General features: G+C 54.1%; 15 protein-coding genes. 10 read left to right on the forward strand and 5 right to left on the reverse strand.

Annotated features, from left to right (window positions below):
* The first annotated feature begins 49 nt into the window (after positions 1 to 49).
* A complete protein-coding gene (locus IG168_RS20995) occupies positions 50 to 895 on the forward strand; it encodes a formylglycine-generating enzyme family protein (RefSeq protein ID WP_226876987.1) in 846 nt (281 codons plus the stop codon).
* Between the two features lie 184 nt (positions 896 to 1,079).
* Positions 1,080 to 1,574, forward strand: coding sequence for an AAA family ATPase (locus tag IG168_RS13390; protein ID WP_193164915.1), 495 nt, complete (start codon positions 1,080 to 1,082; stop codon positions 1,572 to 1,574).
* Positions 1,575 to 1,744: 170 nt separating this feature from the next.
* Here the strand turns inward: IG168_RS13390 and IG168_RS13395 are convergent, their stop codons facing one another.
* From IG168_RS13395 to IG168_RS13410, 4 genes are all read right to left on the reverse strand, one after another.
* Positions 1,745 to 3,088: an OmpP1/FadL family transporter gene (locus IG168_RS13395; protein WP_193164916.1), complete on the reverse strand. Its 1,344-nt coding sequence runs from the start codon at positions 3,086 to 3,088 to the stop codon at positions 1,745 to 1,747.
* 386 nt (positions 3,089 to 3,474) lie between these two features.
* The gene (locus tag IG168_RS13400) at positions 3,475 to 3,819 is read right to left on the reverse strand and encodes a YbbN family protein (RefSeq protein ID WP_193164917.1); all 345 of its coding nucleotides are present in this window, start codon (positions 3,817 to 3,819) and stop codon (positions 3,475 to 3,477) included.
* 46 nt (positions 3,820 to 3,865) lie between these two features.
* The gene (locus IG168_RS13405) at positions 3,866 to 4,333 is read right to left on the reverse strand and encodes a DsrE family protein (RefSeq protein ID WP_193164918.1); all 468 of its coding nucleotides are present in this window, start codon (positions 4,331 to 4,333) and stop codon (positions 3,866 to 3,868) included.
* Positions 4,333 to 5,166: an MBL fold metallo-hydrolase gene (locus tag IG168_RS13410; RefSeq protein WP_193164919.1), complete on the reverse strand. Its 834-nt coding sequence runs from the start codon at positions 5,164 to 5,166 to the stop codon at positions 4,333 to 4,335. Before IG168_RS13410 ends, IG168_RS13405 begins: the two co-directional genes overlap by 1 nt.
* A gap of 304 nt (positions 5,167 to 5,470) precedes the next feature.
* Here IG168_RS13410 and soxC point away from each other — a divergent pair, with 304 nt between their 5' ends.
* From soxC to soxB, 8 genes are all read left to right on the forward strand, one after another.
* Positions 5,471 to 6,880: a sulfite dehydrogenase gene (gene soxC, locus IG168_RS13415; protein ID WP_193164920.1), complete on the forward strand. Its 1,410-nt coding sequence runs from the start codon at positions 5,471 to 5,473 to the stop codon at positions 6,878 to 6,880.
* Positions 6,864 to 7,985 carry a c-type cytochrome gene (locus IG168_RS13420; protein ID WP_226876969.1) on the forward strand — a complete coding sequence of 374 codons (1,122 nt, stop codon included), beginning with the start codon at positions 6,864 to 6,866 and terminating at the stop codon, positions 7,983 to 7,985. Before soxC ends, IG168_RS13420 begins: the two co-directional genes overlap by 17 nt.
* A 46-nt stretch (positions 7,986 to 8,031) precedes the next feature.
* Positions 8,032 to 8,400: a c-type cytochrome gene (locus IG168_RS13425; RefSeq protein ID WP_193164921.1), complete on the forward strand. Its 369-nt coding sequence runs from the start codon at positions 8,032 to 8,034 to the stop codon at positions 8,398 to 8,400.
* A 59-nt stretch (positions 8,401 to 8,459) separates the two neighbouring features.
* Positions 8,460 to 8,906: a thiosulfate oxidation carrier protein SoxY gene (gene soxY / locus IG168_RS13430; RefSeq protein ID WP_193164922.1), complete on the forward strand. Its 447-nt coding sequence runs from the start codon at positions 8,460 to 8,462 to the stop codon at positions 8,904 to 8,906.
* The gene (soxZ, locus tag IG168_RS13435) at positions 8,894 to 9,253 is read left to right on the forward strand and encodes a thiosulfate oxidation carrier complex protein SoxZ (RefSeq protein WP_226876970.1); all 360 of its coding nucleotides are present in this window, start codon (positions 8,894 to 8,896) and stop codon (positions 9,251 to 9,253) included. The genes soxY and soxZ overlap by 13 nt, the downstream gene beginning before the upstream one ends.
* 73 nt (positions 9,254 to 9,326) lie before the next feature.
* Positions 9,327 to 10,142, forward strand: a complete 816-nt coding sequence (soxA, locus tag IG168_RS13440; protein WP_193164923.1) for a sulfur oxidation c-type cytochrome SoxA — start codon at positions 9,327 to 9,329, stop codon at positions 10,140 to 10,142.
* Positions 10,143 to 10,154: 12 nt separating this feature from the next.
* Positions 10,155 to 10,775, forward strand: coding sequence for a sulfur oxidation c-type cytochrome SoxX (gene soxX / locus IG168_RS13445; RefSeq protein ID WP_193164924.1), 621 nt, complete (start codon positions 10,155 to 10,157; stop codon positions 10,773 to 10,775).
* Between the two features lie 7 nt (positions 10,776 to 10,782).
* Positions 10,783 to 12,507, forward strand: a complete 1,725-nt coding sequence (gene soxB, locus IG168_RS13450) for a thiosulfohydrolase SoxB (RefSeq protein WP_193164925.1) — start codon at positions 10,783 to 10,785, stop codon at positions 12,505 to 12,507.
* An 18-nt stretch (positions 12,508 to 12,525) separates the two neighbouring features.
* On the opposite strand, the gene IG168_RS20925 is transcribed toward soxB, so the two are convergent.
* Positions 12,526 to 13,314, reverse strand: coding sequence for a metal-sensitive transcriptional regulator (locus IG168_RS20925; protein WP_319024712.1), 789 nt, complete (start codon positions 13,312 to 13,314; stop codon positions 12,526 to 12,528).
* Positions 13,315 to 13,511: the final 197 nt, after the last annotated feature.

Raw genomic sequence — 13,511 nt, forward strand, 5'->3', positions numbered from 1 at the left:
TGCACACGGGATCTCTGCTCAAACATTGCCCCCTACGTTGGAGGAATCCATGGTTGCCTTGCCTGGCGGTACGTTTGACCAAGGCAGCCCACATAATGAACTGGGGTACCAAGACCGTGAGGGACCAGTGCGTGAGGTACATCTGCAACCGTTTGCCCTTTCCAAGTTTGAGGTAACCGTGGCCGAGTTTCGCTCTTTTGTAGAGCAGACAGGCTATCTTACGGATGCCGAGCGTGATGTTCCGGCATTTAACCAACCTGCTCAGGGGTGTTTTTCGCACCAACGGCCGGATGAACCATCAGCAGGCTGGGTCGCCGGGCACTCCTGGCGCGACCCCGGATTTGCTCAAGCCGGTACCCATCCCGTCGTATGTGTTAGTTGGAATGATGCCAGCGCCTATGTGGCTTGGCTTCGGGACCAGACAGGACTCAACTATAGGCTGCCGACCGAGAGCGAATTCGAATATGCGCAACGGGCTGGTACACGCACCCCCTATACTTGGCCTGTTGATAGCCGGCTCTGTGCGCGTGCGAATCATGGAGATGAGAGCTTGCGGAGCGTATTTCCTGACTGGGAATCTGAAACGACAAGCTGCAATGATGGTCATGCATTTTCTGCCCCAGTGGGAAGTTATGAGATCAATGCTTTAGGCCTCCATGACATAGTGGGCAATGTATCAGAGTGGACCGAGGATTGTTGGCACGACACGTATCAAGATGCTCCCTCAGATGGTCGCTCATGGGAATCATCTCCGACAACGGAATGTCGAGGCCGGGTATTGCGAGGGGGCGATTTTATGAGTCCTACTTCGCAACTCAGGTCAGCGAATCGAACCTGGATTCCTCAATCGTTTCGTGCCTATCACGTGGGATTTCGTGTTGCCCTGGATCAGTGATTCTGGGAGCAATTGTGCAGCAAGGATATGCGCAAGTAGAGGACAGCATAGCCATCGCTCAAGCTGATAAACCTCTCTAGAGTTTCAGCGCTACTCCCTCATGGGTGTTTTCGCAGCTTTAAGGAATGTCGCTGGTGCGGTTTGTGGCTTCGTTCGACAGTTATGCATTTAAAAGAGATCTAGCATGAAGATCGGTACACTGATATTTTTCTGCGGAAAAATGGGCGCCGGAAAATCAACTAAATCGAAAGAAATCGCTCTGGAGAGAAATGCCGTATTGCTGTCCGAGGATGAATGGCTTGATTCACTCTATCCAAATAGGATTGCTTCGCTAGAAGACTATATAAAATATTCAAATCAGCTTAAGCCTCAAATGAAAAAGCTGGTTCAATCGATATTGTCCACCGGTACAGATGTGGTAATGGATTTTCCTGCCAATACTCTTTCACAAAGAGAGTGGTTCAGAAAAATTTTCACCGATGCAGAGGCTCCTCACAATTTGATATATATCGATATGCCTGATGAAGTCTGTCTTGAGCAAATTGAGAAAAGGCGTGTCGAACAACCTGAAAGGGCTGCGACTGATACGGCAGAGATGTTTGAGATGATCACCAGATACTTTGCACCGCCAACCCCTGAAGAAGGATTTGTCACAACGAGATTGACAAGAGGTACATAAAAGGGCGAAGCAGGTCCTCGATAGCGGTGCGTACAGAGATCGAGTGTCAGGAGGGATTGTGGCCTGAGCTGAGGGTAAGTTCAGGCTGATAGATAGAGATAGATGGATGGTGGGCCCGGCAGTGTCTGCCTCTGCCGGCCCCCCATACACACAATCCTATGGCTGGCAGTTCAGAAACCGCTAGACCAGCCGAAGCGCAGAATGTTCTGGCTCATGGTCAGTTCCGCCTCGCCGCCGCCAAACGCCGAGGGAATTGAGCCGTTACCTGCCACCGTTTCTTCGAACGCATGAGTATAGGAAACCGTCCACTCCCCCAGGCTGCTGCGCCAGTCGGCACCAACACTCGCGTGATCCTGGATTACGGCGGGGGCCAGGATATTGATAAAGGCCTCGCCTTCCGGAATCGGTTGCCCGGCATGGCTGACCCCACCGCGCAGGGTAATCGAATCGTTGAGTGCATAAACGGCGCCCAGTTTGACGACATCCACATCTTTCCAACCAAAACCGGGGCCACCATCTGCACCCAGGGGCTTGCCCTGGAACAGCAGGTTCAGGCTGTTTCCTACCGAGCCGGTGCCGCTGTATTCGATGCGCTGCCAGTCGCCGGCGAGCGTTAGCGAGGAACTGGTATTCCAGCTGATGCCCGCTGCATAGCTCGCGGGAATATCGAATCCGCCCCGGTCGGCAAACAGGCCGGAATACTCGCTGAATGTGCCGGTCTCGATTTTGGACGACCAGGACACCCCGAGCATGACATCTTCACCCAGATGGCCAATCCAGCCGAGCTTAAAGCCCCAGCCCTGTGCGCTGTCGCGGCCATTGTTTGTCACCTTGCCCGGCTGGGCCGATACATAGGGATTGTCGAACGGCTGTAGGCCGTTGGCCTCAAAGCGCTGGTAGGCAAAGGTTGCAGCAATACCCAGTGACTGTCCCGGCGTAGGGCGGAATGCCAGTGACGGGGTAACGATTAGCTGACTCAGATCCACACCAGCTTCACCGGATGCACCAAATGCCGCAAATGGGTTGGTGCTGTAACCCGTATTCATGCCACCGTTGCCGTACATCGCAACCCCATAACTCCATCGATCAGAGAATTCCCGCGAGTAACCGATTTCCGGAATCACAAATGCGGATATCTCATTGCCGTCATAATTGCCGTCGGCGCCGGCTAGGTTGCCACTGATGCGGGCGCTGCGCTCGGGGCTGAACCAGGTGAATCCCACATCCATGCGGTTGCCCACCAGTCCGGTTCCTGCGGGATTGCTGGCAGCTGCAAGTGAATCCTGCGGCAGTGCCACACCGACTCCAGCCATCGACTGGGCTTTGGGGCCAACGCCGTCCATAAAGTAACCGTTGGTGGCATGTGCGGAGGACGCGAGTAGTAGGGAGCAGCCAATGACGCTCAGGTAGTTGGAAGCCTTGAAGTTCCGTAGTCTGGATTTGATAAGTATTGTTACACCGGGGGTTACTGCTGTTACTGCCGTTAAAAGAAAAAGTTTGAAGTGCAGATTCATCGCATATCACCCTATCGTTGTGATGTTTTCTGTTTATTGTTGTTAAATTACATACTTACTGCTTTGGCTTTTTTACTTGTTGCTGTGGTTGTTTATTTTCAAAAAAATTTTATTGCTTTGAGATTGCCTTTTTATGGTTGTGGGTTTTTCTGTGTGGATTTATTGATCGTGAATGAAGGAGGTGTATGGGAAAGCCGGACACACGAACTTGATGTCGGAATGCACGAAATCATTGATTTCCAGGCGGTGGGGAATTCCATAAACACATCCTTATTTTTGGTTTTTCTGGTGTCGACCTATTCCGTGTTGAGACAGGAGGGGATCAAGTGGACTTGTCGTGTGCTTGGGAAAATAAGTTTAGGGCCGTACGAAAAGTATAAAAGGTACTAACTCGACGGCAGTCTGTTCAGAAGGCGCTGCAATGACATCCAGAACAGCTCATCCTGGGAATATCCACTAAAGCGATCTATCTCGCGTCCATCGCTAATCAGAATAAATGTTGGCGCACCGATGATGTCGGTATTGACGTCCACTTGCCGGTTCCCCAGGACAACGTGTTTACCGTGAATGGTATTGATATTCACTCGGCGTAACGGTGCGATGTGTGCTTCCTCAGTTTTTGAATAAATGCCGCCAATATCGTGATCGAAGGCACGGCAGGGGGCGCAATGTGGCTCAAAAATATAGAGCAGTTCGGCAGCACTCAGTGCTGGGCTGGCCAGTGAAAGCATTAGCACGGCTACGTGCCGAGCGATAACCACGAGAGAATGGCGAAGCTTAGGGCTTGATATAGGCATAGCCTTCCTCTAATTGCAGGCGGGTAATTTCAGCGATACCTGCGTCAACAAAATTTACGCCTGGAGTCATATCGTCCTCCTGCAGGTTCTTGGCTTTGAGGGTGTTGCGACAAACCTCGAATTTCACGCCGTTTAACATCAATGAGTCGATCATCGACGCATATGTGTTGCCGTGCTTGTCTTTGGCATTGTCGATCAAAAAATCGATGCCGCCGCCCACCGCAACTACGGTAATGGCGATATCGTGATCTACCGCTCGCTGGTTATTAATGTGCCGTATGGCGCGCACTGCCTGGCTGCTGTCAGATATATGGTAGACAACGCCGCGGAGAGCGGACTCGGATGCGTTTTGCACAAAAGTAAGGGCAGTGAGGGGCACTGCAGCAAACATGATCAGGCTGAGAACCCAAATGAGGGGGCTACGGAGCTTGCTGTGTTGTGCTGACATTATGATTCCTCTTCAAATAAAGCCTGTTGCATCTCAAGAAACACGTGATAGGCATTCCGTCGGTTTGCCGCCTCGAAGAGGGGGACAACGCGAAATTCTGACCAATCTATTGCCTCATAAGCCTCGTTGAAATCGCGAAGCTCTTCTGCAGCCGTGCCCATTTGCTGACGGAGGAAGCGAATATAGCGAGTATTCAACTCGATATCCTTCGCGGGGTTTGTGGAGGCGTGACCGTGCCCCGGAACAATAGCGGCGGCATCCAGTTTTGCGAGCTTCGCCATGCTTTGTAGCCACACCTTAGTGTTGCCATCGACCAGGAAGGGCAGCCTGCCGCTGGAGAAAATATCTCCCGCGAAGACCACCGATTCCGATGGAACAGACAGCAGGATGTCGTCAGGGCTGTGGCTGAAGCCGCCGTCGATAATGTCCAACGCAGTGTTGCCCACTTGCAGGCGATATCGCGGTGCTGTTTTAAAGTCCAGCCAAATATCAGCGCCGATCAGGCGGGTTTTACCATCGACCCAGGGGAAGAGGGCCTCTCGCCTCTGCTGCAGACGTTGCTGCGCATGCTCTGAGTTGATGTAGGCCTTGCCGTTGCGCTTGGCAATAATCGTGGCTCCGGCATCTTTAAATACCTGCAGCCCGTAGATGTGGTCGGCGTGATAGTGACTGACGATGACATGGGTTACAGGCAGATCTGTGAAGCTGGCGATAGCTTCTAGCATACCTCGCGCCAGTGCGGGTGTGGCCAGCGCATCGTAGACGACCACGCCGGCGTCGGTGATGACAAACCCGCTGTTGCTCATGAAGCCTTTGTTGGCGGCGGAGGCCATGCCCGATGCACCTTGGAAATACCAAGACCTGGCGGAAACCTGGATAGGGTCGAGGTGTATTGATGAGTCGCTGGGGGGAGGCACGGCGCCCTTGCAGACGCTGCATATAAGCAGCGCGATCGCGGCTACAAGCGAGGGCTTTCTGACGTAATCAGGCCTGCGTTTTATTGTGTTTTTGCTCATCGTCGCCGGGCTTGAAATATACTATAGGGGGTATAGTATAGAGCTGTTTTCAGAATAATAAAAATAACGCCACCAACATAAAAGCAGTCCTGGAGGCAGGATGTCAGGAAAGTCAGATAAGATGGGAACGTCAGAAAAGGAATTCTTGGCTCAGGCGTATACGCCATCGCCCACGGTACCTGAGCGCCCCGGCTCGTTTGGTCAGTTGCGAAAAGCGCCGGAGTCGTTTTTAGAAAAGTCCACGATAGAAGCTGTAAGTCAATCGGGTGTCGATGAAAATCGTCGCCGTCTGTTGCGAACGAGTTTTACCACCGCGCTGGCGGGGATGCTGGGAGCAGGTTTGTCAGCGCGTGCTGCGGCCGCGGAGGGTGATCCAGACATTCTCACGCTCCCACCATGGTCAAAGTCCCTGGGCAATGCGGTCGCCACCAACCCCTATGGCCAACCCTCCAAATATGAAGCGAATATTGTTCGTCGGCAGAGTCCGGGACTAACTCAAACAGCTCAAGCCAGTGTGTCATTCAGTCCGCTGCAGGGCATGTTCGGCATGATTACCGCCAGCGGTTTGCACTTCGAACGTCACCACCAGGGTTGGGTGGATGTCGATCCCCGGCGCCATCGCCTGATGATCAACGGCCTCGTGTCGAAGCCCATGGTGTTTACCATGGATGATCTGATGCGCTTGCCCTCGGTATCGCGCATTCACTTTATCGAATGCGGTGCCAATACCGGCATGGAGTGGGGTAATGCCGCAGTGCCGACGGTGCAATATACCCACGGCATGTTGTCCTGTTCTGAATTTACCGGGGTGCCGCTGTCACTGTTGCTCGAACACGCCGGCTACGACAAGGCCAGGGGCAAGTACGTGTTGGCCGAGGGTGCTGATGGCTCCTCGATGACCAGAACCATTGATATCGAGCGGGCGCTTGATGATGTGATCGTCGCCTACGGTATGAATGGCGAAATGCTGCGCCCGGAGAACGGCTATCCACTGCGCTTGGTGGTGCCCGGCGTTCAGGGTGTCTCTTCCGTGAAGTGGCTGCGTCGTCTGGAGGTGGGGGATAAGCCCTATGCGACCAAAGACGAAGCGATACATTACGTCGATCTGATGCCCGACGGCCAGAGCCGGCAATACACTTCGATTCAAGAGGCGAAGTCGGTGATCACCAGCCCCTCAGGCGGACAGCGCCTGATGACCAAAGGCTACTACAACGTGACCGGCCTGGCCTGGAGCGGCCGTGGCACGGTGAAGCGTGTTGATGTGTCTTTCGACGGCGGCCGCAACTGGTATACCGCGAACCTCGAAGGGGCGGTGCTACCCAAGGCCCTGACCCGCTTTAACATCGGCTGGGTATGGGACGGTAAGCCGGCAATTTTGCAGAGCCGTGTAGTAGACAGCACGGGCTATGTCCAGCCGCTGAAGCGTCAGCTCAAAGAAGTGCGGGGTACGCGCTCCGTGTATCACAACAACGCGATTCAGTCATGGCGGGTTATGGAGTCGGGGGAGGTGGAAAATGTTCAAATTGCCTGACGGTTTTACGCGGCATGTCGGCGTGTTGCTGATGATGGCCGTGCTCTCAGCCTGTGGACAGGGCGGCGATGAAAAAGCCGAGGCGGCAGCAGTAACACCACCAGTGGCCAGTCCCTGGCAAAGCGGTTACGAGGATATCGGTCGCACCGCGAAACCGGCTGAAGTCGCCGCTTGGGATATTGATGTGCGCCCGGATTTTACCGGTCTTCCGGCCGGTTCCGGCAGCGTCGAGCAGGGCGAAGAAATCTGGCTGGCACGGTGCGCCGCATGCCACGGCGATTTTGGCGATTCCAACAAGTTTTTCTCGCCATTGGCGCTGGGTAATGTGACGCCCCAGGATATTGAAAGTGGTCATGTGGCAGCGCTGAACGACCCTACCCGGGTTCGTACCACGTTGATGAAAGTTGCGACGGTGTCGACTCTCTGGGACTACATTGACCGCGCGATGCCCTGGAATGCCCCCAAGTCACTGAGCACGGATGATGTCTATAGCCTTGTTGCCTACCTGCTGAGTCTCGATTACATCGTGGATGAAGACTTCGTGCTATCCAATGAAAATATCGCAGAAGTGCAGGCGCGCTTGCCAAATCGCAACGGCATGACGCAGGACCACGGCCTGTGGAAAATCGATGGAGAGCCAGATGTTCACAATACTGCGTGTATGACCGACTGCGAAAGCAGTGTAGAGGTCGCCTCGTCTATCCCGAGCTTTGCCCGCAATGCCCACGGCAATCTGCGTGACCAGATGCGAAGTTTTGGGCCGTTTCAAGGCGTGAATACCAGTGAGGAGCAGGGAGAAAAAATGATGCTTGCCTCTGAGGATAAAGCGCCGGCTGCACCGAAAGCAGGGCTCGCTGCATCAGCGCCGATGGACCTTCTCACCAGTAATGGCTGCCTGGGCTGTCACCAGGTTGATAATAAATTGGTCGGACCTGCTTTCACTGCCGTGGCAAAAAAATATGCCGATCGAGAGGATGCGGTCGCTTATTTGAGCCAAAAAATTCGCCAGGGCGGCTCTGGTGTTTGGGGCGGCGCTACCATGCCACCAATGGCCCAGCTGAGCGAAGGCAAGGCTGATGAAATAGCGAGTTGGCTGGCGCAGTAGCTGCGCTGCTCTATAGCGAGAATTCTTCGTATCAACATAAGAAAGAATGGTGAAGAAAATGAGCAGAAGTAGATGTGGTTTTTTGACACTGGCCGGAACCGTTGTGGCGCTGAGCTTGTTACCGCTGAAATTACTGGCGGAGCCTGCGCCGAAGGCGGAGCTTGCGGCATCGGCGCCGATGGAGCTACTCACCAGTAATGGCTGCCTGGGCTGCCACCAAATTGACAGCAAATTGGTTGGGCCTGCTTTTAATGCGGTGGCGGAAAAATATGCGAATCGGGATGATGTGGTGGCTTATCTGAGCGGCAAGATTCGCCAGGGCGGCTCGGGGACCTGGGGCGGCGCAATGATGCCCCCGATGGCACAGCTGAATGACGCCGATGTGGAAAAAATAGCGCGCTGGCTGGCGCAGTAGCTACTTTGTCTCACAGGATAAAGTCTTAGTATCAACATAAGAAAAGAGTGGTGAAGTGAATGAACAGAAATAGACGCGGTTTTTTGAAATTGGCCGGTGCCGCGGCGGCTCTGAGTATGTTGCCCCTGAAAGTTCTGGCAGATTTTGTGCGCCCCAAAGAAGCAATGGCGGCGACTGATTTGAAGGGAGTTTTTGCCAGCCTGGGAAATGCGCAAGACAGTGACCAGATTAGGCTGGAAACTCCGGATATCGCAGAAAATGGCGCTGTGGTGCCAGTGACGGTCAGCAGCGCAATTCCCGGAACCAGCAAGATTTATCTTCTCGTGGAAGATAATCCCAACCCTCTGGCGGCCGCATACATGATTCCCGAGGGCACTGAGGCCTTTGTTCAGACCCGCGTTAAGGTCGCGCAAACCTGCCCGATTTACGCTGTGGTTGAGGCTGGTGGAAAGCTCTATAAGACGAGCCGTGAAACCAAGGTAACTCTCGGTGGTTGTGGTGGCTGAACGCCCCAAAAAAAGAATTTGATGGAGTAATAAAAATGGCAGGTTCAATTCGGATTCGGGCAAGGTTGTCTGGCGATGTTGCCGAGGTAAAGGCCTTGATGCGTCACCCCATGGAAACCGGGCGGCGTAAAGACAGTGCTGGTAATACTATCCCAGCACATTTTATTACCGAGGTGACGGCTACCTCGGCGGGTAAAACTGTGCTTCAGGCCCAGTGGGGCGCCGCTGTATCACAGAACCCCTTCTTGAGTTTCCGCATCAAAGGCGCTAAAGCCGGTGATACGGTTCAAGTGCAATGGCTGGATAACAAAGGTGAAACTGGTGTTGGTGAAGCGACCATTAAATAAGTTCGCCGACAACGCCACGTAATAATAAAGATGCTGGCCGGCTCTCGGTCGAGCCAGCACCAAAGGAGGCCCAATGTTGGCTAAATCAGGTATTGCTGCGCTGTTGCGCGGGCTGTCTGTTTGCTCGCTCCTGTTTTCCATTGCGGCGAACGCGCAGGATGATCCCTTCGCGGAATACCATGAGATGATGGGAGATGATAACCCTGCAATTTTCGTGATTGAGGAAGGTGCTGAGCTTTGGGCCAAACCCCAGGGACCAAAGCAAGCCTCTCTAGAGCAGTGTGATCTGGGATTGGGGGCCGGTGTGGTGAAGGGTGCCTATGCCCAGCTGCCAAGCTACTTTGCCGATACGAAGCAAGTCATGGACTTAGAGGGGCGCCTCATTTACTGCATGGAGTCCCTGCAAGGCAGAGATCGCGCCGACATATTGCGCAAACCCTATTCCAGCACAGGGGATATGGGCACGGAGCTCGAGGCGCTGGCCAGCTATATTGCCGACCAGTCCATGGGCATGCCGATCGCAACACCACAAAACCACCCCGCTGAACGGGCGGCTTACGCCATGGGTGAGCAGCTGTTCTTCTACCGGGCTGGGCCCTACGACTTTTCCTGTGCGACCTGCCACCGCCAAAGCGACAAGCGCATCCGCCTGCAAAACCTACCCAATCTCACCGTCAGTGCGGGTGCTGGGTCTGCCTACTCAACATGGCCTGCTTACCGCATTTCCCAGGGGTTGGTGCGAACAATGGGCTGGCGGATGCAGAACTGTGCCAAGCAACAACGCTTGCCCCAATTGTTGCCAGGCTCTGAAGCAGTGGTCGCTCTGATCGAATATATGAGTGTCAATGGCACCGGAACCGAAATGGCCGCACCCGGCTTAAAGCGATAGGAGTTCGTAGTGATGTTGAAAACCAAAATCCTGCTTGCTGCCGTTGCGGTCACTGCGCTGGCGAGTGCTTATGGTGAGTCTGGATTAAAGCCAGATGCCAAAACCGTGAAAGCCGTATGGCGTGACTCGATGGTGGCTAAAAACCAGGCAGGCCTCGACCGCCTAAATCAGACTGCACTGGAAAAAGCATGCAGTAATGCCAGTGACAATGTGGCCTCAGATACTGAGCGTGAACAGTTGCGGCAAGCTGCGACGAATTCTGTTGTTTATCCCGCTGATGGGAAGTTTCTCGGCGATTGGCAGCGGGGCGAAGCCATTGCCAGCAATGGTAAGGGGATGCAGTGGAGCGATGATCCGAATAAGCCCAATGGTGGCAACTGCTACGCCTGTCACCAGATGAGCCCTGGCGAAGTCGCTTATGGAACGGTCGGCCCCTCGCTACGTAATTATGGTATGCGTGGTCGTTCAGAGGCGATGCTGAAATATACCTGGGCCAAGATCTGGAACCCTCAAGGTTATCGGGTCTGTTCACATATGCCGCGTTTCGGTGATGCCGGTATTCTCGACGAGCAGCAAATCCGTGATGTGATGGCGTATCTTTTCGATCCCAACTCTCCCGTAAACCGCAAGTGAGTCTGTAATGAATCGACGCGAATTTGCCCAGATGCTGGGCCTAGGTATGATGGCGGGGATGTCACTGCCGCTGCTGGGTGCCTATAGCCGAAAGTCGGTTGCTGCTACTGCAGGCGACCTCTACGATGTGCCGCGCTTTGGTAATGTGCATTTTATGCATATGACCGACGCTCACGCCCAACTGATGCCAGTTTATTACCGCGAGCCTTCGATCAATATTGGTGTCCACGCGGCGCGAAATCAGCCACCGCATCTTGTGGGTGAGGCCCTCCTGAGAGCTTACGGCCTACCTTTGAACTCGCGGATTGCCCATGCCCTGACCTATCTCGATTTCAATATGGCGGCGGCTGAGTATGGGCGAGTCGGCGGCTTTGCCCATCTGGCAACCCTGGTGAAGCAGATTCGCGCTTCGCGGCCGGGCTCGCTGTTACTCGACGGGGGCGATCTCTGGCAGGGCTCGGCGACGTCCCTGTGGACTAAAGGGCAGGATATGGTCGATGCCAGTAAAGCACTGGGTATCGACATTATGACCGGCCATTGGGAGTTCACCCTCGGGGCCGACAGGGTCATGGAGATTATTGAGAATGATCTTGATGGCCACATAGAGTTTCTGGCCCAGAACGTCAAAGACTTTGACTTTGGCGACGCGATATTCGCAAGCCACACCATGCGTGAAATGAACGGTGTACCGGTGGCAATTATCGGCCAGGCTTTTCCCTATACCCCGATTGCCAATCCGAGTCACTTTACCCCGGGATGGACGTTCGGTATCCAGGAGCGCGAGCTGCAGCAAACCATCGATAAAGTGCGCAAACAAGGTGCGCAAGTTGTGGTGCTGCTTTCTCACAATGGCGCAGATGTCGATATTAAACTGGCCTCCAGGCTCAGTGGCTTGGACGCGATTATGGGCGGCCATACCCACGACGCCATTCCGCAGGCGATACGGGTCAAAAATAGCGGTGGTGGCCAAACCCTGGTGACCAACGCGGGGAGCAACGGCAAGTTTCTCGGCGTGCTGGATTTTGATGTGCAGGCGGGCAAGATCAAGCAGTGGCATTACCGCTTGCTCCCCGTTTTTGCTGACCTGTTACCCGCAGACCCCGAGATGGCTGCACTGATTGATCGCTTGCGGGCGCCCTATCTGGACAAGCTCAATACCACTCTGGCCACTACCGAGGGGCTCCTGTATCGACGGGGTAACTTCAATGGCAGCTTTGACCAGCTCATCGTCGATGCGCTGATGGAAAGCAAGGACGCTGAAATCGCGTTCTCGCCCGGATTCCGCTGGGGCACCTCGCTATTACCGGGGGATAAGATTACGGTTGAGGACTTGATGAATCAGGTTGCGATCACTTATCCACAGACCACTCTTAACGAGTTTACCGGTGAGCGCATCAAGTTCATCCTTGAGGATGTTGCCGATAATCTGTTCAACCCTGATCCCTACTATCAGCAGGGGGGGGATATGGTGCGTGTCGGCGGTTTGGATTACACCATTAATCCAAATGCAGACAGCGGCAACCGGATCTCGGACATGAGTCTCAATGGCAAACCCCTTGAAGCCAGTAAAACCTACAAAGTTGCGGGCTGGGCGCCGGTAGCCGAGGGGGTTGAAGGTGAGCCGATATGGGATGTGGTTGGCAACTGGCTGAGCAGCAAGAAGACAGTACCTCTTGTTGAACCTAAACAACCGCGTATTGTGGGTTTGAAAGACAATCTGGGGCTGGTGTAAGGCTGGCCCGTTATCCCTTCAGGCGTATTTGCTGATGAGGTCAGTGAAGTGTTTGATCTGGCTTTCCAGTTCTTCCGAACTCTGCTTACGATTGTTCTGCGCCTGGCTTAATTCCTGGCGCATGGCGCAGGCCATGGTTTCGTAGAAAGTTTTGTCCAGGGCTCTGCGCGCGGCGGAGAGCTGCTGGGCAACGCGCTCGCAGTCCTGCTCCTCCTCCATCATGCGCTGAATACCGCGCAATTGGCCTTCGACCCGACGCAAGCGTGTTATCAGTGATTTGCGTTTGTCGTCCCAGTTGCTTTCCATAATCTCTGCTCTTGAACTGAAGCCAATAGTATACACGCAAGTTGCGCATCGGCAGCACGGTGGGTAAAGGAATACTTCGAGGTGCGCAAGGTAGCTGAGTTTGGGGAGGACGGCTCTGAACTGGATCTTGGCAACAAAAGGTTGGACCTTACCGGGCGCACTAAGGGATGTCTCTCGATCGAACTCTTGGCGAAAGGTAGAGGCAAAAAGCATGATGCCTGGTAAAGAGATCACGCAGCAGACTCCCAGCGTGGCAGTAAATTGGCCAGTCAAGCGAGAATGCATCAACCGTTCGAGTGGAAAGAGTGGGATAACCCTGAAGCCAGTCCACTTGTGGATCCCGGCGAGGTTACGGAATTTTTCTGCTTCTCGAGATGCGGGGTTATTAAAAGCTGAAAGAGGAGCGGTCAAAATCATAACCGGTATGGTATTTCTCGGGATCTGTAGATGAATACTAATCGCATATTGTTCGGTCAGTTGATCCTCTGTTTTGGGGGACACTGAGTTATTTTCTGGGCGGCAGAGCAACGCCTGCGCCTTTCAATTCTGGTGTTATGGGCGACCCGCTGGCATTCGTCCCGAACCCGGGGCTCATCGACCTGGCGAGTGTATCGGTCAATAGGGATCTTGAAACGGAAGGCTCGGCCCTGAGTTTGGATTACCGTTAGGCGCTAGTGGCCGCGCGGAGCCGGCGCACC

The organism is Microbulbifer hainanensis (genome assembly GCF_014904735.1).
GTDB classification, from domain to species: Bacteria; Pseudomonadota; Gammaproteobacteria; order Pseudomonadales; family Cellvibrionaceae; genus Microbulbifer; species Microbulbifer hainanensis.

What these genes read in the sequence shown, in the direction of transcription:
- soxX (WP_193164924.1), top strand. Translation starts at nt 10,155, where the DNA reads ATGTTGAAAACCAAAATCCTGCTTGCTGCCGTTGCGGTCACTGCGCTG.
- IG168_RS13425 (WP_193164921.1), top strand. Translation starts at nt 8,032, where the DNA reads ATGGTGAAGAAAATGAGCAGAAGTAGATGTGGTTTTTTGACACTGGCC.
- IG168_RS13395 (WP_193164916.1), bottom strand. Translation starts at nt 3,088, where the DNA reads ATGAATCTGCACTTCAAACTTTTTCTTTTAACGGCAGTAACAGCAGTA.
- soxA (WP_193164923.1), top strand. Translation starts at nt 9,327, where the DNA reads ATGTTGGCTAAATCAGGTATTGCTGCGCTGTTGCGCGGGCTGTCTGTT.
- soxB (WP_193164925.1), top strand. Translation starts at nt 10,783, where the DNA reads ATGAATCGACGCGAATTTGCCCAGATGCTGGGCCTAGGTATGATGGCG.
- IG168_RS13390 (WP_193164915.1), top strand. Translation starts at nt 1,080, where the DNA reads ATGAAGATCGGTACACTGATATTTTTCTGCGGAAAAATGGGCGCCGGA.
- soxY (WP_193164922.1), top strand. Translation starts at nt 8,460, where the DNA reads ATGAACAGAAATAGACGCGGTTTTTTGAAATTGGCCGGTGCCGCGGCG.
- IG168_RS13410 (WP_193164919.1), bottom strand. Translation starts at nt 5,166, where the DNA reads ATGGCCTCCGCCGCCAACAAAGGCTTCATGAGCAACAGCGGGTTTGTC.
- IG168_RS20995 (WP_226876987.1), top strand. Translation starts at nt 50, where the DNA reads ATGGTTGCCTTGCCTGGCGGTACGTTTGACCAAGGCAGCCCACATAAT.
- IG168_RS13420 (WP_226876969.1), top strand. Translation starts at nt 6,864, where the DNA reads ATGTTCAAATTGCCTGACGGTTTTACGCGGCATGTCGGCGTGTTGCTG.
- IG168_RS13405 (WP_193164918.1), bottom strand. Translation starts at nt 4,333, where the DNA reads ATGTCAGCACAACACAGCAAGCTCCGTAGCCCCCTCATTTGGGTTCTC.
- soxC (WP_193164920.1), top strand. Translation starts at nt 5,471, where the DNA reads ATGGGAACGTCAGAAAAGGAATTCTTGGCTCAGGCGTATACGCCATCG.
- IG168_RS13400 (WP_193164917.1), bottom strand. Translation starts at nt 3,819, where the DNA reads ATGCTTTCACTGGCCAGCCCAGCACTGAGTGCTGCCGAACTGCTCTAT.